General features: G+C 65.0%; 20 protein-coding genes. 8 read left to right on the top strand and 12 right to left on the bottom strand.

Annotated features, from left to right (window positions below; translation table 11 throughout):
- The first annotated feature begins 193 nt into the window (after positions 1 to 193).
- On the top strand, positions 194 to 415 hold the full coding sequence (locus tag AWC25_RS05355; RefSeq protein ID WP_244899459.1) for a hypothetical protein: 222 nt from the start codon (positions 194 to 196) through the stop codon (positions 413 to 415).
- A gap of 313 nt (positions 416 to 728) precedes the next feature.
- Here AWC25_RS05355 and AWC25_RS05350 read toward each other — a convergent pair whose 3' ends face one another.
- The 3 genes from AWC25_RS05350 to AWC25_RS05340 form a co-directional block, all read right to left on the bottom strand.
- Entirely contained in the window at positions 729 to 1,988 is a 1,260-nt protein-coding gene (locus tag AWC25_RS05350) for an amidase (RefSeq protein WP_069401641.1), read from the bottom strand.
- Positions 1,985 to 3,202 (bottom strand): MFS transporter, encoded by a 1,218-nt coding sequence (locus AWC25_RS05345; RefSeq protein ID WP_069401640.1) that lies wholly within the window; start codon positions 3,200 to 3,202, stop codon positions 1,985 to 1,987. Before AWC25_RS05345 ends, AWC25_RS05350 begins: the two co-directional genes overlap by 4 nt.
- 126 nt (positions 3,203 to 3,328) lie before the next feature.
- Positions 3,329 to 4,615, bottom strand: a complete 1,287-nt coding sequence (locus AWC25_RS05340) for a M20 family metallo-hydrolase (protein WP_069401639.1) — start codon at positions 4,613 to 4,615, stop codon at positions 3,329 to 3,331.
- A gap of 437 nt (positions 4,616 to 5,052) precedes the next feature.
- Between AWC25_RS05340 and AWC25_RS05335 the strand changes: the two genes are divergently transcribed.
- Positions 5,053 to 6,276, top strand: coding sequence for a PucR family transcriptional regulator (locus tag AWC25_RS05335; protein ID WP_069401638.1), 1,224 nt, complete (start codon positions 5,053 to 5,055; stop codon positions 6,274 to 6,276).
- A gap of 44 nt (positions 6,277 to 6,320) precedes the next feature.
- Here AWC25_RS05335 and AWC25_RS05330 read toward each other — a convergent pair whose 3' ends face one another.
- The gene (locus tag AWC25_RS05330) at positions 6,321 to 7,124 is read right to left on the bottom strand and encodes a DUF732 domain-containing protein (RefSeq protein WP_069401637.1); all 804 of its coding nucleotides are present in this window, start codon (positions 7,122 to 7,124) and stop codon (positions 6,321 to 6,323) included.
- 113 nt (positions 7,125 to 7,237) lie between these two features.
- On the opposite strand from AWC25_RS05330, the gene AWC25_RS05325 reads away from it, so the two are divergent.
- The 4 genes from AWC25_RS05325 to AWC25_RS05310 all read left to right on the top strand — a co-directional run bounded on the left by AWC25_RS05325 (position 7,238) and on the right by AWC25_RS05310 (position 9,196).
- Positions 7,238 to 7,603 carry a hypothetical protein gene (locus AWC25_RS05325; RefSeq protein WP_232327168.1) on the top strand — a complete coding sequence of 122 codons (366 nt, stop codon included), beginning with the start codon at positions 7,238 to 7,240 and terminating at the stop codon, positions 7,601 to 7,603.
- 195 nt (positions 7,604 to 7,798) lie between these two features.
- Positions 7,799 to 8,044: a hypothetical protein gene (locus tag AWC25_RS05320; RefSeq protein WP_084229455.1), complete on the top strand. Its 246-nt coding sequence runs from the start codon at positions 7,799 to 7,801 to the stop codon at positions 8,042 to 8,044.
- Between the two features lie 212 nt (positions 8,045 to 8,256).
- On the top strand, positions 8,257 to 8,619 hold the full coding sequence (locus tag AWC25_RS05315) for a hypothetical protein (protein WP_232327166.1): 363 nt from the start codon (positions 8,257 to 8,259) through the stop codon (positions 8,617 to 8,619).
- A 130-nt stretch (positions 8,620 to 8,749) separates the two neighbouring features.
- On the top strand, positions 8,750 to 9,196 hold the full coding sequence (locus AWC25_RS05310) for an ATP-binding protein (protein ID WP_085166447.1): 447 nt from the start codon (positions 8,750 to 8,752) through the stop codon (positions 9,194 to 9,196).
- A 9-nt stretch (positions 9,197 to 9,205) separates the two neighbouring features.
- On the opposite strand, the gene AWC25_RS05305 is transcribed toward AWC25_RS05310, so the two are convergent.
- From AWC25_RS05305 to AWC25_RS26985, 7 genes are all read right to left on the bottom strand, one after another.
- A complete protein-coding gene (locus AWC25_RS05305) occupies positions 9,206 to 10,840 on the bottom strand; it encodes a diflavin oxidoreductase (RefSeq protein ID WP_069401634.1) in 1,635 nt (544 codons plus the stop codon).
- A 103-nt stretch (positions 10,841 to 10,943) separates the two neighbouring features.
- Entirely contained in the window at positions 10,944 to 11,714 is a 771-nt protein-coding gene (locus AWC25_RS05300; protein WP_069401633.1) for an enoyl-CoA hydratase, read from the bottom strand.
- 22 nt (positions 11,715 to 11,736) lie between these two features.
- Positions 11,737 to 12,636, bottom strand: coding sequence for an MAP_0585 family protein (locus tag AWC25_RS27100; RefSeq protein WP_069401632.1), 900 nt, complete (start codon positions 12,634 to 12,636; stop codon positions 11,737 to 11,739).
- Between the two features lie 66 nt (positions 12,637 to 12,702).
- Positions 12,703 to 13,167 carry a lipoprotein LpqH gene (locus AWC25_RS05290; protein ID WP_069401631.1) on the bottom strand — a complete coding sequence of 155 codons (465 nt, stop codon included), beginning with the start codon at positions 13,165 to 13,167 and terminating at the stop codon, positions 12,703 to 12,705.
- Between the two features lie 126 nt (positions 13,168 to 13,293).
- Positions 13,294 to 13,938: a S1 family peptidase gene (locus AWC25_RS05285; RefSeq protein WP_169717111.1), complete on the bottom strand. Its 645-nt coding sequence runs from the start codon at positions 13,936 to 13,938 to the stop codon at positions 13,294 to 13,296.
- Between the two features lie 113 nt (positions 13,939 to 14,051).
- A complete protein-coding gene (locus AWC25_RS05280; protein WP_211281019.1) occupies positions 14,052 to 14,927 on the bottom strand; it encodes an alpha/beta fold hydrolase in 876 nt (291 codons plus the stop codon).
- A gap of 38 nt (positions 14,928 to 14,965) precedes the next feature.
- Positions 14,966 to 15,112 (bottom strand): hypothetical protein, encoded by a 147-nt coding sequence (locus tag AWC25_RS26985; RefSeq protein ID WP_169717110.1) that lies wholly within the window; start codon positions 15,110 to 15,112, stop codon positions 14,966 to 14,968.
- 162 nt (positions 15,113 to 15,274) lie between these two features.
- On the opposite strand from AWC25_RS26985, the gene AWC25_RS05275 reads away from it, so the two are divergent.
- Positions 15,275 to 15,544 carry a hypothetical protein gene (locus tag AWC25_RS05275; protein WP_084229454.1) on the top strand — a complete coding sequence of 90 codons (270 nt, stop codon included), beginning with the start codon at positions 15,275 to 15,277 and terminating at the stop codon, positions 15,542 to 15,544.
- A 400-nt stretch (positions 15,545 to 15,944) separates the two neighbouring features.
- Entirely contained in the window at positions 15,945 to 17,525 is a 1,581-nt protein-coding gene (locus tag AWC25_RS05270; protein ID WP_085166446.1) for an LCP family protein, read from the top strand.
- On the opposite strand, the gene AWC25_RS05265 is transcribed toward AWC25_RS05270, so the two are convergent.
- The gene (locus tag AWC25_RS05265) at positions 17,522 to 18,313 is read right to left on the bottom strand and encodes an SDR family NAD(P)-dependent oxidoreductase (RefSeq protein ID WP_069401628.1); all 792 of its coding nucleotides are present in this window, start codon (positions 18,311 to 18,313) and stop codon (positions 17,522 to 17,524) included. The genes AWC25_RS05270 and AWC25_RS05265 overlap by 4 nt on opposite strands.
- Between the last annotated feature and the right edge of the window lie 5 nt (positions 18,314 to 18,318).

The following is an 18,318-nucleotide window of genomic DNA, read 5'->3' as shown; positions in this document are numbered from 1 at the left end:
GAGAATGACGCCTTGGAGGCCGCCGCGGACACTTGAACGAGTTGTGACAAGGTCATGACATCGCGCGATTTAAGCTAGACGACCAGGGCCGCGGTTCTTACGCGTACGAGGGTCTGGACGCGGTGGTCGTCTTGAGTCAGGACGGCCAGGTGGTTACCGCTTGGGCGAAGAACCAAAACGGGTGGAGGCACCCGTGAACAATGTTTTGGACGCCATCCCTGCCGAGCATCGCGCGGTGATCATTGACGAACTCGCACGCCGGGATCCGACGATGCTGGCTGAACTTCGCGCCACAAAAGAGCCGAGCAGCGAACAGAGTCGCGCCGTGGTGGACGTCCTCATCAGCAAGATGATGAATAATTTCGGGCCCGATTGCAGCCGAATGAACGTGGGCGAGCCATCGAAAAAGCAGTAGAAGCCTGCTATTCGGCGTGGCCCACCCATGATTGACTGGCGGAACTGCCGGTCAGTTCGGCTGCGACGAGGGCTCCGCACTTGGCCCGCTCCTAAAGAGACCAACGGACCTCGCTCGCCCGCAAGGAACAAACGATGACGGCTGTCACCGTCGCGGCATACGTCTGCGACAAATCGGCCAGGTCCGAAGAGACCCAGCCGCTATGCCTAAATCCGCAATTCCCGTGCGGTAGCGGTATTTCCGCTGACTTCTAGTCGTTCGCTATCCTGACAAGGGCCTGTACACCGGAATTGGTCGATGGCTACTGCCCCAGCTACTGCGGTGCGACGTACGCGGACGGCAACGCCACAAGCAGCGCCAAGACGGTCTCATCGGCGCCCAAGCGGCCCCAAATCTGGATGCCCACCGGGAGGCCGGATCGGCCGAGCCCGGCGGGGACCACCGTGATGGGAACGCCGGCCATGCTGGACAGCGTCGACAGTGCCGGCGATCCGGTGTGGGTGAGCGTTCTCGGCGCCGGCGACGTTGCCGCGGGCAATATCAGCGCATCGAACCGATCGAAATACCCATCGACGCGCGTTCGGAGCTCGGCTACCGCCTTCTCGGCTTCGCGTTGCTGGGTCGCGGTTGTGTCGCGCCCGCGCTGCAGAATTTCGACGGTCTTGGGGCCGAGCTTGTCGATGAGATCCGGGGCCAGCAGGCTCCGATGCAATTGGTAGAGCTCCGGTGCCAACACACCGTAATACGCATCGAATGTCTCAGGTGCCAACACTTCTGGAAGTCGTACCGGTTCGACCTCGTGACCGGCTTCCCGCAGTTGTCCGACGTACGCGATGAACGTCTCCACGACCTCGTCGTCAACGTCGACCAAATCTTGCGTGTCGACGACCCCCAGCCGATAGCCGGACGAACTTTGCTGCGGCACTTGGAGATCGCCCGCGACCTCGGCCAGCCTCGTCACGGTTGCCGCATCGCGGGCAAAGAAGCCGGTGTGATCGAACGAGTCGCTGATCCGCGTCATTCCGGTGAGGTCCAAGCGGTCATAACCCGCCTTGTACGCGAATAGTCCGCAGTAGCTGGCGGGCCTGACTACCGAGCCATTGGTTTGGCTGCCGATCGCCGCGGTCACCATGTCGGCCGCGACGGCGGCCGCGGACCCGCTCGACGATCCTCCCGGTGTGCAGTTGAGATCATGCGGGTTTCGCGTGAGAGTTGGCTGATACCAGCAAAGCTCGGTCGAGCGAGTCATGCCGGTGATGACCGCACCGGCGCCGCGCAAAATCCGGATCAGTGCAGCGTCATCCTCCGGCATGTCACGGGAAAGCATTCCAAAAACGGTGCGATTTCCGTTGCCGGGGCTGCGACCGCTGAGCTCGAAGATGTCCTTGACCCCGAGCGTCATGCCCCGCAGCGGTTCGGTGCCCGAGGCCGGATCTCCTCCGTCGAGAAGTTCGGCGCGCGCGACTGCATCGTCGGCGAAGACCTCTTCGAATGCCTGAATGCTGTTGTCCGACTGGCGAATCTTCGCTAGCGACGACGAAACCGATGTTCGGACACTGGTGGGGCTGGTCATGATGCGCTGCTCACTGTGGCTGGTTGCGGAACCTCGTGACTCGGCTCACGCAGGCTGGCGGTAATCAACAGACAGACTACGGCCGCCGCCGCGAGGAACAGAAATCCGGCGGTATACGTCCCGGTGACCGCGATCGTCCAACCGATGACAATCGGGGATATGAATCCCGCCAGCTGTCCCGCGAAGTTGATCAGCCCCGCGCCCGCGCCCATCAGCGAGCTCGGGAGCAGCTGCATCGGGAGTGACCAGAACGGTCCGTACATCGCGGGCAAGAAGAAGCCGACTCCGATCAGGCACACGATCGCCGCGCCCGGGCTCTTCGCAAGAGCCAGCAACGCGAGGAAGGTGGCGTTTCCGACCAGGCAGACCATGATCACGGTGCGACGCTTTGCGATTCGATCGGCGGCATAGCCCGCGCCCAGCATGCCGATGATGCCGACGGCAAACGGGAGGGAGGCCAGCAGGCCGGTCTTCTCCAACGAGAAGGCTCGCCCGGAATACAGGTACGAAGGCACCCAGGAGATGAATCCCCACCAGGTGATGTCCCAGGTTCCCCAGATGAGGAACAGCTTGCCGATCACCGGATTCATCAGGGCCTTCCGCATGGAGATCGGCTCGGCGGCGGTCTGGGCATCGACCTTGACCGCGGATCCGTTCTTGGCGGCCGGCAGGAACTTCAAACAAATGAAGGCGGCGAAGATGCCGGGTATCGCCAGGCACCAGAACGCCGGACGCCACCCGATTGACGCGATGAACGGAGCCAAGACAATCGGCGCGAGGGCGGGGCCGACGAGGTTCGAGGTGAGCATCAAGGCATTAGCCCGCGCCCGGTTTGTCTCGTCCACCGCCATCGACAGGATTTTCCAAGACGCGGGAGAGAATGCGCCCTCGGTCAAACCGAACAGAATCCGCACCGTGATCAGCGTCAGGATGGTGCCGGCCGCTCCGGTGAGGGCACAGAATATCGACCAGCCCAGCACGGCTCCGAACGCGACGCGGCGGGGACCAACCCGGTCGGCCAGAATACCGCCCGGGATCTGCACCGCCGCATATCCGATAAAGAATGCACTGCTGACAAAGCCTTTCAGCGTTGGCGACAACCCGAAGTCGCGGCCGATGAACGGCAGAGCGGTCGCAATCAGCGATCTATCGAAGTACGAAATCAGCCAGGTCGCGAAGAGAACGGCGATGATGGTCCATCGTGATCGTGTCAACGTGATTCACCTACTTGAGAATTGAAGGAGTATGCCGGAATTCGGCGAACGGGCCAGTGGCATGAACATGCGCGCTGGGCACCCTTCGACCCGAAATTGGCGATTCGGGTGGACGGGGGCGCGACCTCAACGTTGCGCTGGTGGGCTGCTGGCGGCGGTGGCGAGTTCGCCCGTGGTGATGCGTGCAAGTAGTTCGGCGACCATCGCCACCCCGTTGCACAGGTCCGCGTCGGCGGTGTATTCCAGTTCGCTGTGTGAGATTCCGCCGACGCTGGGGATGAACAACATCACCGTTGGGACCAGGTCCTTCATATTGGTCGAGTCGTGCCCGGCTCGGGTGCGGATCTCCATGTGGCTCAGACCAAGATCTTCGGCAGTTCTTCGGGCCAGTTCGACGCCTTCGGGCTGGTAGTAATTAGCCGACCAGCTATGGGTGCGTCGCCTCTCGACTTTGATATTGGCCTTGACCTCGATGGCCGCGCACCGTTGGCGCAGAAGTTCCTCCGCCTCAACAAGAATCGGATCGTCGGAGGTGCGTAGGTCAAGATGCATTCGGACTTTGCCCGCAACGGCGTTCGGAGAGTTCGGGAATACGGTCAACTGACCACATGAGCTGTGCAGCTGCCCCGGGAACGCGTCAGCGATTTCCCGCACCGCGGCCACCACAAGCGCGGCGCCGTACAGGGCGTCCTGCCGGTCTTCCATGTCGGTCGCGCCCGTATGCGACTGTGCGCCAACGACTTCAACCTCGTACTTGTTCGCCGCCCAGGTGGACGTGACCAATCCGAGGGCGGTCGCTTCCTTTTCGAGTGTCTTGCCCTGTTCGATGTGGATCTCGACATAGGCCGCGGCGGCCGCGCTCTGCGGGCCGACGGGGTTCGACCCGAGCTCGTCGATGGATGCCATCGCGTCCCCCACGGTGACGCCCGCAAGGTCACACGTACTGAGCGCGTTTTCGAGATCCAGCTTTCCGGTGAAGACGGCGCTGCCCATCATGCTGGGCTGGAATCGAGACCCCTCCTCGTTGAACCAGTCCACGACGGCGATATTCACGGCGGCCCGAGCGCCGGTGCGTTGGTAGTGGTTTCGGACACGGTCGGCGGCGTGCGCGGCCGCGAGCACTCCGTAGGCGCCGTCGAATTTTCCGCCTCGCGGTTGACTATCGAGATGCGAGCCCACAAGCACGTAGGGCGCGCCGGGCGTCAGATCGAGGAAGCCGAACAGGTTGCCGATACGGTCGCGTTCGACGCGGAAGCCGCGGCTTTGCAACCAGTTGGCAAGCCATTTACGCGCCTGTCCGTACGCGACGCTCGCAGCCTGTCGGTCCACGCCACCCGCGTCGGTGGCGCCGAAAGTGGACATCGCCGCGAAGTCGCCGAGGAAGGCGCTGTCCTGTTCCGGAGATGCCGACATGTGCGTGGCGTGCTCGATATCGGTCCGCGAGGCCAACTGTCACTCACTTCCTGTGCTGATAGGCTGGGTCTATTACGCCAAGTGGCACAAGCCGTTTGGAACAATGGCCATGTGTCGGCTGGTAAGGAAATTAGCGCGAGGCGTGCGCCGCTTTCGAGAGCACAGAGCAACCAGTTATCGCCAACCCAGTGTTCAAATGCACACTCAATTGCTTTGCGGTGCCGCGCTGTCGCAAGACGAAGCGGCCCTACCACGGCGACGCCGATATCCGTTGGAAACTAGCGACAAACCGCGTTAACACTGGTTGATCGACTTGTTACAGTCCTGCGCGGCAACCGCGTCCAGTGGCGCCCGCATCGAACCTCACGATCAGTATCGTCGGGGCACAAGCACTCGACAAGAGCCGATGTCAACACAGCACAACTAGATTTCGTGTCATGAAGAGTGTCGATCGCATCCGCGTGACGACAACGGCACGCTGGCTGGAACTGCTCGGGGAGCTGCACGGGTGGCGCGACCAACTTGCGGACCGATTCATGCAGGAAATCCAGGAGGGGCAGCTGTACTACGAGGGATTGGTCGAACGCCACGAGTTGCGTGAGTCATCCAGGGATGCGTTCGACTTTCTCCTCTTTGAGTTGCGTCGCTACGCCGGTGCCGGTTGTGCGCAACGACCCGGTGCGCCCGACCCCGAGTTCCCGGCCAGGCTCGGTGCGCGACGCGCCCGCCAAGGTGTCGAAGCCCAGAAGCTCACGGCGGCCATCCATCTCGACTTTGGCCTGCTGTGGTCACACCTGTTGTGGCTTGCCAAGCAAAGCGACGCGCTGACGTTGGCCGTCCACGTTCAGCACGTCTGGACGGCCGTCGACTCTTTCGCCGGGCGCATCCACAGCGCATTCATGGACGAACGAGTCCGCATGGCCGAAGAGAAGTCGATCAGCAAACAATCCTTTGTAGCCCTGCTGCTTTCGGATGACCCGCAGCCGAGCGAGCTGACGGCTCGCGCCAGCGCAACGTTGGCGATCCCCGTGGACGCCGGGCTGTGGGCGGCAGCGGCTCCGATCACCCATGACGACTCGTTGCGGTCATTCGCCGAACAACTGCGCCGGCAAGGCCGCCAGGCCTACAGTCACGCGCGGGGCGGCTGCACGGTGGTGTTCTGGTCGGCCGCCGCGGCGGACGCTACCGCACTGCCAGGCGTGCCGGACGGATGGCGACGCAGCGCCGATGCGCACGCGCTCGCCCAAGTCGCCTGCGGAATCGCCCCACTTCATCTGGGTCTGCAGGGCATTCGTCACGCCGCGAGTGTGGCCTGCGAGATCGCGCTCGCGTTGCCGCCCAAGTTCACCGGCCCGGCGGCGATGACCGACGTCTGGACGCTAATGGCCGGCGAAAGCCTGCGGAGCCGAATGCCGCAATTTGTCGACAGCGTGCGGCAAAGTGTCGACGCTTTGAGCGAAACCGAACGACATCATCTGCTCATGACTGTCCGGACCTATTCCCGAACCGGCGACATCGCCCGTACCTCGGCAATGCTGTTCTGCCACCGCAACACCGTGATGAAACGGCTGCGGCGATTCAAGGAAATCACCGGATTGGACATGTCGGTACCCGAGGATGCGGCGCAGGCGCTCATCGCGCTGGCGGACAGGTCGGCGTGACTCGCCTATGGGCTGCCCCGCAGCAACTCGGTCGATACCTCGAATCAGGGATGCCCCGGCAGATTGTCCAGACCGCCCTGAATCCCGTGCAGATCGTCCTGAATGCCTTGCAACTTTCCCTCGATCGCCTGCAAATCGGAAAGGGTGTTCTGATAAGCCGGCTGTAATTCGTCGGCCATCGAGGGCTGCGACTGCGGGCAGTACGAGATGATGGCGCCCGCGGTGACCTCGGCGCTCTGGTCCGCATCCCATATCGACGACCGCTGCACGAAGGCGACCGCGTCCGCGTAATTGCGGTGCTGCGCGAGGTAGTCGCACACGGCGCGGCCCTGGCTCACGACGTACTCCTGGCTGGGTACCGGTACGCCTTCCTGCGTCAAGGCGGCGACGAACGCCTTGTCCGTGATGCTGCTGCGCGGCCCGGGCGCTGGCGGCGCCGTCGGCTGCGGCGCCGCGGACGACGGCGGACGTTGTGCAGGTTGCGCTTCGGCGGGCTGCGCCGCCGAATAATGACGATGCATCACGAACGTCAGGATGACCGCGGCGACGAGGGCCAGCAGCGAAAGTGGCAACGCCGCCCTCATGCCGAACCGGCGCAGCGTGCCACGGCGCCGGCGGCGGGCGCCGCGGGCCCGAATCGCGCGGGGCTTGCGGGCCTTGAGAGGCTCACGCAACCAGGCATCGGGGACAAAAACGAGTTCCTCCGGTGTCACCGCCTCGATGCGCGACGCACCCGCGTTGTGGGCCAAGAGCTCGTCGAGCAGCGCATCGGCCTCTCGCGGCGAGAGTTGTCCGCCCCGCTGCGCAAGCCGCCGCAATTCCGACTCGATGGTCTCGCGGTCACGCATATCACCAGTCTGAGAGCGCCGCGGGGTTGCCACAAGTCCGGGTTCAGGCGAATGACAAGCGTCACGCGGGGCACAACCTCAATAACCAGCTGAGTGCGACAAGAAAGCAGACCATGGCCACTGAACGCGACCCCCAGGCACGAGCAGTCGACGCCGCCCGACGCGCCGCCGAACTGCGCCACCGGCAGGACGGACCGGACGAGGGACCAGTCACCCGACAAGACGCCGATGACGCCGAGCACCGCGCACAGCAGGCACGTGCAGCCGCGGCTGAGGCGGCGCGCTCGGCGGCCGGGAGCCTCGAAAGGTCGGCGAGATTCCACGAGCGACTCGCGCAGATCGAGGACGAAACCCTTCGGCAAGGCGTCGGCAACGCCGACGTGGTGCGGAAGTCTGTCGCATTTCACCGCGAATCGGCCGAGGTCGACCACAAGCTCGCCGCACTCAAACGCAAGGAAGCCGAAGCCGGCGACCGGTGACCCCGATTGCGACCCCGATTGTGACGGCCCGACTAGGTCCGGTCAGCCGGCCGAAGGCCGGGCAGCGCGGGCCCGCGCACAGTAACGGCACAGCCAACTCCCGGATAACCTGCCTATGGTCGGCATCTATGACGAAATTGCTTCCAGTAATGGCGTTGGCGATTCCGCTCCTCGGCGCGGGCGTGTTCCCCGCCGATGGCCCCGGCGCACGCCGACCCGATCACGTTTGCCCCCGATTGGCCGAACCACAGAAACCAGACGGCGACGACGATTTGTGCGGCGTTGGCGCAAGGGTGGACTCGCCGGCAGATTGTCAGCACGGCCGAAAAGGCCAACGACGTCGTTCTTACCGGCATGGATGACGACGCGGCCGCGGAGCGCGCGGACGCCTTCATCGATGCGGCTCGCTATCAGGATTGCCCGAGTCTCAACGCGAACTAGCCGCCGCGCTGGGTTTACCTGCGCGAGCTACGGGTTACTCCCATCGAACGAAATGAAACGAAATCGACCGAATTCGTTGACGTTCCTATTGCGGAGCCCCAGGACACATCGTGAGCGCTAAACATCGAATGCCGGTATCGCGCAAGCGAGACCGTGCGGCGGTGTGCGCCGCTGCTCCCCTGTCCCTGCTGTGCGCCGCCGGCTTTACCGCCTTGACGATCGCGGGGTGGCCCGCCGAAAAGCCTTCTACGTCCGACCGCGCCACGGCCGCAGCACCTTCGGAATCGGCCACCAATCCGGTGAGTCAAGAAGGCGTCCTAATCGCGGTGACGCCTGATTCGGTTACCGCGCGCAGCGTCGGCGGGTTTACCCGAACCTACTTTTTCACCCCGGATACCACCGTGATCACGCAGGACGGAAGTCAACACGTCACGGCCACTTCGCCTTTCACGATCAACGAAGACGTGGACATCGTCGGGACCGTCCGGGGCGGCAAGGCGTTTGCCACCAGCTTGGCAAGCCGCAATCTCGGGCACGGCGACGGACCGCCCATGGACGGGATCGCAGCCCCATAGCCGCGAAACGGCCTGCGCACTCAAAGACCCTCGGCATCAATCACTTCCGTTGCGGCGGTGCTATTGCTTCGTGGCCGAAGCGATACGTGACCCCGATTCCTTCTTGGTGCGATCGGGTATGCGGGGACGTATGAGCTTAAAGAATTCAGCGGTCTCGCCGGCACCGGCGCCGCTGAGCTGTGTGGGCTCAGCGGATGCCGCGACCGCGAGTAAATTACGTCGTGTCCTGCGAAACTGGCTACGACGGTTGCCGCAAGCCTCCCCTGAGATCAGTGACGACATCGTCCTCGGTGTCAATGAGGCGCTGGCCAACTGCGTCGAACACGCATACCGCGCTCGACATTTCGCCGGCACCATGGAACTGGAGGCCGGCTACGACCCCGGCGCGGAAACCATCAGGGTGTGCGTCAGCGATCAGGGGACATGGCAGCAACAGTCGTCGCCGCCCCACCCCCGCGATCCGCGCGCCTCCCGCGGCATCATGCTGATGCACGCGCTGGCGGATCATTGCCGCATCGACACTCGCCCCGACGGCACCACCGTGTGTCTCGATTACTTTGCGAATCAAAAACATTGATGGCTTCGATCAATAGACGTCGCGCAGGTAACGGTGGTTCTTCATCAGTTCGTTGACGTAGGCGTGCGCGGCGGCATCGTCCATCCCGCCGCAGCGGGCGACGATGCCGCGCAGCGTTGTGTCGACGTCTTTGGCCATCCGGTCGGCGTCGCCACAGACGTACACGTGCGCGCCGTCTTGTAGCCACGCGTAGATCTCCGTCGAATTCTCCCACATACGGTGCTGCACATACCGCTTCGGCTCATCACCGGCGCAGTCGCGGGAGAACGCAAGATCGAGTCGGCTGAGCGTGCCGGAGCCGACGAAGGCGCCGAGCTCGTCTCGGTACAGGAAATCGCAGTGACGTCGACGATCGCCGAAGAACAGCCACGATCGGCCAGACGCGCCCACCGCCTGACGTTCCTGCAGGAACGCGCGAAACGGTGCAATGCCGGTGCCGGGACCGATCATGATGATCGGGACGTCGGCGGCGGGCAACCGGAACGAATGGTTGGGCCGCAGCTGCACTCGTACCGTCTCGGCTCGATCGGCCAGGAACGTCGAAGCCACGCCGCCGTGTCGACGTCCGCCGGCGTCGTAGCGCACCGTCGCCACCGTCAAGTGCGCCCGGTCGGGATGTACCAGCGGACTGGAAGCGATCGAATAATCCCGGGACTGCAGTGGGCGCAGGGTGTCGACGACTTCATCGATGGTCAGCCGGGCCAGCCTGATCAGGTCGAGCACATCCTTGCCGTCCCGCCACGGGTCCGGCCCGGTCGCATTGGCGCCGCCCGGCGGGAACGTCGCAAGCCCCGCCCCGATCCGCGCTGCCGCCAGGGTCTGCAACGCCCGCGACGGAGTCCGAATTTCAAGCCGCTCCGTGAGCAGCACGCCCAGTGGCTCGTCGTAACCGGCCACCGCATGCTCGCGATCCGCGCCCAGCTCGTCCAAGATGGCCTCGACCAACACGGGATTGTTGGTTGCCTGCACGGCGACGGAATCGCCTGCCTCATAAGCGATCCCGGATCCGGAGAGATCTATCTCGTAATGCCGGACCTCTTTGTCCGACTCGGCGGTGGTGAGCAGGCGATTGACCACGACGCGCGCGTCGTGAAGCGGGTGGCTGCGGTCGCGCCGCGCGGATCCGGCGCCCTGTGCCGGTCCTGGTTCCGACACGCTTGCGACGACCGCGGGCACGGTCTTGGTCTGGGCCGCGACGAGCAGCTTGATCACCTCATCCGTCCACGTCTGCGCCGCCTGCTGGTAGGGGCCGTCGACGTCAACGCGATCGAGTAACCGGATGCCACCCAGACTTGCCAGCCGCTCGTCGAGCAGCCGGCCCGCATTGCAGAATTGGTCGTAGCCGGTGTCACCGAGCGCGAGGACCGCGAATCGCAAATGCTCCAACCGGTCGGCATCCTCGGCGCGTATTGCCTCCCAGAACAATGCGGCATTGTCTGGGAACTCGCCCTCGCCCCACGTCGAGCACACCACGAAGAAGTGAGTTACCGATTGCAGGTTGGCGGGTTCGACCTGGTTGAGTTCGAGTGCGGTGGTGCTCAGGTCGAGCGCCTCCTTGAGCGCTTCGGTAAACGAGATGGCGGCGTCTTCGGCATTCCCCATGTCGCTGCCGTAGCCGACGAGGACCGCACATTCCGAAGTCATGGCGCCGCTCCTGGTCGTCCAGCGTTATAAGGTAAGCCTTACCTTAATTACGAAATTGCGTCGCCGCAACAACGTCCCGCCCGCGTTGACGTGATCAGGCCGGCTAGCTCATCGGGCGCTTACGCGACAGAAATGCCCGCATGTGCTGCTGCGGCTCCCCGGTCAAAAAGGACAAACCGAACTGCTCCACGCTGTCTTCGATCGCCGCGTGCACGGTCATGTCGAACCATTTGTTCAGCAAGCGCTTCTGTTGACGGACTGCGGCCGTCCCGAATCCGCTGAGTTTCGTCGTCAGTTCGGTGATGCGGGGGTCGAGTTCGTCGGCGGCCACGACCTCGTGCACCAGGCCCCAGCCGGCGGCCGTGTCGGCGTCGATCGTTTCACCGGTCAACAGCAGCCAGGCCGAGTGCGATGCGCCGATCAGTGCGGGCAGCATCGCCGAATGGATCACCGAAGGAATTCCGACGGCCACCTCCGGCATCCCGAACTTGGCCCCCGCCTCCGCAATTCGCAGATCGCAACAGATCGCGACCTCCAAACCACCGCCCAGGCACCATCCCGCGAGTCGGGCGATCACTGCCACGGGACACGAGCGGATCGCCTCACACAGACCGGCGAGCCGACGGATGAACACCTCGGCGGTGGACCGCTGAAGATTGACCATCTCGTGGATGTCGGCCCCACCGATGAACGCCGCGTCGCCCGCGCCCCGGAGTACCACCACGCGAATGTCGTTGTCGGCACTGATCGTTCGAAACGCGTGGGTCAGTTCCTCGATGCCGCCGCTGCCCAGGATGTTCAGCGGCTCGGAGTTGATCAGCTCGACGACGAGCAGGCCGCCGTCGCGATGGAGGCTGACAAACGGGCCTGTCAACTCACGGGTGTCCGGTCGCGGTTCAGTACAGCGGAACCCACACACCGAAGAACCAGTACCCCCAACCGCCGAACTGCCAGTTGAAGACGGGAACGACGGTGAAGGTGTTGTAGGCGAACGGGCCGAAGTCACGGCGGGCGACAGCCACGTCGCGCGGCGGCCCGGACCACGGGCGGTTCCAGCCGCCCGGGGGCGGCGGGCCGTTCCAACCGCCTGGAGGAGGCGGACCCTGCCAATGTGGCGGTGGGTGTCCGGGAGCGGGCCCGTCGTTCCAGCCCCAGCCTCGCGGCGGTGGCGGTGGCGGCGCGCCGCGGCCGACAATGCTGAACCCGACGTCAGCGTTCGTCGGACCACCGACGTCGGCGGTGGCGGTCAGAAACGCGCCACGAGGGGTGTACGGCTGGTGCGGTGGTTGCGTGCTCGGCGCCACCAGGGCCCGGGTGGGCCGCTGCGCGGACGGCGAAGTGGTCTGCCCGCCCGCCGGGGTGGTGGTTTGCGCGCTGGGCGAGGTCGTTTGTTCGGCCGGGGATGTCGTGCGCCGGCTCGGCGCAGTCGAGGAAGGGGTCGCCGGCGTCGTGGTCCGGCTGGCCGGCGGCGTGGTTGTCTGGCTGGCCGGTGCCGTCGTGGTGGGCGCGCTGGCGCTGGTTTGCGGTGCCGTGGTCTGCGGCTCGGTCGTGCGGGGGCTCGGTTGCTCGGTGGTCTTCGGCGCCTCCGTAGTCTGCGGGACTTCCGTGGTTGCCGGCGCAACCGGATGTTGCGGGGCCTGCGGCGCCCCACCGGGGCCGCCGGAACCGCCGTGGCAGCTGCCCCCGGGGCAGGGCGGATCGAGTGGAGCGGCGGTGGCCAGCGCCTGGCTCAACGTCAGCGCGGAGATGCTGAGGCTTGCGGCGACGGCCATCGCGCTGACACGCCTTTTAGACATAGCTTGCGTCCCCTCTGGGGCCTCGGCCCCGACGATAGCTCTCGGTATCACTTGGTATCTCGCGGGCTACGGGCAAGTCACGTCCATCTCGAATGTCTTGGTGACGGTTTGCGGCTGCTGCGGATTGGTCATGTCGGTCCCCGTCGCAGTGCCCTTGATCGCATAGTTCTTGCCGTCCACCGCGGCTCCGGCATTGGTGGCCTGATCGGGCGCGGCGTCGGAGAAACCAAACGCGATGCCGTTGACGTTGCCCAGCCCCACCGAATGAACGATTGGCGGGTTGGCGTTGCTGATCACCGCGCCGATGCCGGCGGTCGGGTCGCCGATGCCGATGTTGATGTTGTCACCGGACGGCGTGCACGAGACCTGGCCGGTGACGTTCTGCTGCTGCCCGTCCACGATGAGCCGCGGGCCCGACGGCGCTGCCGCCGTACTGGAGGCGCCGGTGCTGGACTTGTTGCTCGAACATCCGACACAGCCTGCGACCACCATGGCCACACCGGCCACGCCGATCACGATCTGACGTTTCACCGCCCACCCCCGTGTTGTTCCTGGCGCTACCTTCGCGTTCGCCTGGACCCTACCGTTAACCATGGGCCATGACGCAAGACACCGCTCCGGCTTGTACCCACCCTTTCGGCCGATCGAAACCTGCCGTCAGGGCAGAATGTGCAGCCCCCACTGGTCGAGCACCGGCTGCACCAACGTGAAGTAGGTGGTGTTGTCGTCGCCGTCGGGTGAGGACATCAACAGGCCGACGGCGCTGACGGTTCCGTCATCATTCTTGACGTAGCCCGGGCTGCCACTGTCGCCGTTCAGGCTGAACACGCTGGCTTCGACGACGTCGCCGTCGATTCCCATCACCTTTCCGCAAGTTTCCCCGGTTACCGCGCCCAGCTTGCAAAACGGTGCACCGACGTTGATTTCGTTGCTGCTCAATACATCTCGAATCGGCAGGCCGCCGACGCCACCGGATGGCGCGCCGACATTCGTGTTGAGCCGGATGATGGCCGCATCCCGCCCGTCGCCTTCTTTCTCACTCGCGGTGATGGTTCCGAGCGGAATGTGCGCACCGTAGGTCCACACCGAACCGTCGTGCGGGTCGCAGTGCCCGCTGGTCAACAGGTAGTAGCTGCCGTCGGTGCCCAGAGTCGCGAAACCCGCTGTGCACCTGCCGCTTTCATGATCGAGCTGCACGCCCGCTTTCGGTGGCGCCTCTGCTGCTGCCGTATTCGCCACCATCGTCGCGGCCACCACCATGACGACGAACAGCCCCGACCCCCACAACCGCGCTCTGGCCACGCCGATCTCCTCTTGTCGGGCCAGGATGCTACCAGCCGCCCCCCGCAAGTGCCTGGTCAGAGCGCGGCGCCCCGCAGCAGCTCACGGTCGTGCGCGGGCGGATCGGTGCGGCGTTATCCCGACCCGACGTGGCGGGACAGGAAGTCGAGGACGGCGTCCGCGAAGATGTCATTGCGATCGCCGGCGACCATGTGACCGGCGCCGCGGACGTCGGTGAACTCGACCTGCGGGAAGCGGGCGAGAAACTCCTCCGCCCGCTCCTGGCTGACCAGATCGCTCATCTGTCCCCGGATCAGCAGCATCGGTACGCCGCCGCGCAGTATCGCCTCGACGGCGGTGTGCATGCGACCGGCGTCGGTGACCTCAAACGGCGGGAAAGCCGCAGTGCCACTGATGAATTGGGGGTCCCAATGCCAATACCACCGATCACCGCGGCGACGCAGATTGGTGGTCAACCCCTCCAGGTCGGTGGGCCGCGGGCGGTGCGGGTTGTACTCGGCGATCGCGTCCGCGACTTCCTCTAGGGATGCGAAGCCGGACTCCACCCGATCGGCCATGAAGTTGTGAATGCGGGTCGCCCCGGATTGCTCCATGTCCGGCACGATGTCGACGAGGACCACAGCACTGGCGATGCCGGGCGAGAGTTCCCCGGCTAGCAGCATTGAGGTGAACCCGCCCAGCGATGCACCCACCAGCACGGGCTGCGGGGGTAGCTCCCGCAACACCTCTTCGACGTCTTTGGCGAAGCTGACGACGCGGTAGTCGCCGTCGCTGGACCAATCGGATTCCCCGTGCCCGCGTAAGTCGATGGTGACCGCCTGCCAGCCGCGTCTGGCCACGGCGGCCGCCGCCCGGCCCCAGGATCGTCGCGTTTGCCCCCCGCCGTGCAGGAACACCACCGCACGAGCGGACGGATCGCCTTGCCGGTCGGCGACGATGCGTACACCGCCCAACCCGGTGGTGAAGAACTGTTCAGGAGCGGTCGTCATCCAGAGATCGTAAGACGACCTAAGCAGGGCATGGCACCCTATTCGCCGCGGAAGAACCCAGTGATCCGCGCTACGAGTCGTCCCAGCGGGCTTTGGGCCCGTTGTGCATCCTTGATGCGGTCGTGGGTCTGCTTGCCCTCCGCCGCGTAATCGCGGACGGTTTCGTCGCCTTCCTCAGCACGCATGTCGTCATTCCCTTCGTTTGCAACGCTCCGTTGCCTACCCACCGCGTCGGCCGGTCAAAACGGGCCCGACACCGTCGATGGGGTCCGCCGGGTGCACGCGTCATAGCTGTGCGACCCCAGGTCCCCGGAATCGCGGGTGATTGTGCTTAGACTCCATCGGTTATGTATTCCGTGCACACGAGGCATCCGGTGACCAAGGCGCCCGCGCTGATCGGAATCGTCTTGTCGCTGGTCATTGGCGTACTCGCGCTGCCGACCAAGCAAAGGTGCGGCGGGCCGGGTCTGACCTGCGCCACCACGTTGGACACGCGCGGCTACGTTCATCATTACTACGAGGTCGAACCGGTCGGTGTGTACCTCGCGGAGATGATCACCGGGTCGAACATTCGTTTTTACTACCACTCGGGCGAGGAACTGGAAAAGCTTCGCTAACGCGACGACGAGGAGCGCGGCAGCAAACTCGAGCGACCAGCTTGCACCCTGTCGGTCAGCGGGCGCTCCTTCGCCGCCGCACAGCGGAGCCCAGCCAGGTTTGTATCCCTACGGCGACGAGTTGGAATCGATTTGGCCGGCCCACAATTCCCCCCGAGGATCGTCGACACCCCGGGCAACCGCGGCATGGTAACGAAAACACGCAGGTAGTGGAGAGATTGCCGTCGGCGAGTCCGCCAGCGCCGGCCGGTGACAACCACCACAGTCGGACGTTTCGGATGGTCTTTATTGGAGGCTTCACAGCAAGCTACCGCATACTTGACCTCATGCTTTTCGCGTCAGCTCCGCAAACCGCCCCGGCGGTACGCGGCGCTGCGCGGGTTTCGGGCCGGAGTTTTTGATGGGACGCTCCGGCGGCGCGCATCGCCGCCACCGGGCGGTTCGCCAGCCCTCGGCCCTGCGCCGCGGGGTATCGCGGGCGTTCATGGCGCTGGTGTCCACGGCCGCGGTGCTGATGACCGGAGCCGGTTATTACGTGGCGCACGGGGCGCTGGGCGGCATCACCGTCTCGGACGCGTTGACCCCCGACGACCCGCGGTCCACCGGCGACAACATGAATATTTTGTTGATCGGCCTGGACTCCCGGAAAGACCAGAACGGCAACGACCTGCCCAACTCGATTCTCAAGCAGCTGCACGCGGGCGATTCCGACGACGGCGGCTACAACACCAACACGCTGATCCTCGTGCACGTCGGCGCCGACAACAAAGTGGTGGCCTTCTCGATCCCCCGCGACGACTGGGTCCCGTTCAACGGTGTCCCGGGATACAACCACATCAAGATCAAAGAGGCCTACGGGCTGACCAAACAGTACGTCGCTCAGAAGCTCGCCAATCAGGGTGTCAGCAGCCAAAAGGAACTGGAAACCAAGGGCCGCGAAGCCGCCCGGGCCGCGACATTGCGGGCGGTGCGCAGCCTGACCGGAGTCCCGATCGACTACTTCGCCGAGGTCAACCTGGCCGGCTTCTACGATCTGGCGCAAAGCCTGGGCGGAGTGAACGTGTGCCTCAACCACGCGGTGTACGACTCCTACTCCGGCGCCGACTTCCCGGCCGGACCGCAGCGGCTGGACGCTTCCGAAGCGCTGGCCTTCGTCCGCCAGCGTCACGGCCTGGACAACGGCGACTTGGACCGGACCCATCGCCAGCAGGCGTTCATCTCTTCGGTGATGCGGGAGCTGCAGGATTCGGGGACCTTCACCAACCTGGACAAGATGAAGAGCCTGATGGCGGTGGCCCGCAAGGATGTCGTGCTGTCGGCCGGATGGGACGAGGACATGTTCCGCCGGTTGGGTGAAATCGCCGGCAGCGCCGCGGCAAACCAGGTGGAGTTCCGCACCTTGCCGGTGGTGCGCTACGACACCATCAACGGCCAGGACGTCAACATCATCGATCCCGTCGCAATCAGGGCAGAGATCGCGTCGGCAATCGGCGCCGATACCTCGACGAGTTCCTCGCCGACGACGGTCGCCAAACCCAATCCGTCGACCGTGGTCGACGTCGTCAACGCGGGCGGCATGAGCGGTCTTGCCAGCCAGGTGTCGCGCTCGCTGAAGAAGTACGGCTACACACCGGGCCAGGTCCGCGACCGCACCTGGTTCGATCCGACCACCAACGCCATCCAATACGGCACGGGCGCCGAGACCGACGCCCAGAATCTCGCGAACCTCCTCGGCCTGGATGCGCCCAAGCAACCCGACCCCGGCCTCGAGCCCGGGCATGTCCGGGTGACCGTGGACAGCAGCTTTTCCATGCCCACGCCCGACGAGTCCATGGACGATTCGTACTCGTCCACGTCTTCCACCACCACGACGACGACGACGAGCAAGAGCAGTAGCGGCTACGCCTACGGCACCAGTACCTACCCCACCCCCGACCAGGGCAAGCCGATCGACGGCGGCGGCGTGCCCTGCGTCAACTAGGCGTGCGTGCCGCCGTCCATCCGGATCTCGGTGCCCGTGATCCAGGCGCCGTCGTCGGACACCAGCATGGCGATCACCCCCGCGACGGCGTCGGGCTCGGCCATCCCGGCGCCGCTGGATTCGGCCGTGGTCGGCAGGATCGGCATCAACCGGGGAAACAGCGACCAGTCCGCGTCCTTCGGGATGTAGCCGCCGGTGGCATCGGTGATGCCGGACTTGATGCTGCCGGGCGCGACGCAGCTGGCCCGCAGGCCGTCCTTCGCGTATTCCAGCGCCAGCGAATGCGTGAAGGCCTGAATCCCGCCTTTGCTCGCGGCATAGGCCGCCATGTACGGATGGGCGAAAGAGGCCGACGTCGAACTGAAGTTCACGATCGCGCTGCGCGGATTCGCCAACAGCGCCGGCAGCGCCTCGCGCACCACCAAAAACGTGCCGGTCAGGTTCACCCCGATGATCTGGTTCCACTGGTCGAGCGAGGTTTGGTGGGTGTGCCACGCGCGTAGCACCCCCGCCGCGTTGACCAGAGAGTCCAGGCCCCCGAGCTGATCGACCGCCGTGGCCACGCCGTCGATCACCGAGTCCTCGTTGCTCACATCGATGGGCAGCGTGCTGAGGCGCTCGCCGGCGCCGGCCCGCTCGGCGCTGCCCTGGGTCAGGCGCAACCCGTCGATCGAGACATCGGCGGCCACGACGCGGGCGCCCTCGCTCAGCAACCGCAACGCGGTGGCCTGCCCGATGCCCGACCCGGCACCGGTAACCAGAATCCGTTGTCCCTCAAGCCTTTTCATCGCTC

Origin of the sequence: Mycobacterium sherrisii (assembly GCF_002102355.1) — a bacterium.
GTDB classification, from domain to species: domain Bacteria; phylum Actinomycetota; class Actinomycetes; order Mycobacteriales; family Mycobacteriaceae; genus Mycobacterium; species Mycobacterium sherrisii.
This window is presented reverse-complemented; position numbering and strand designations above follow the sequence as displayed.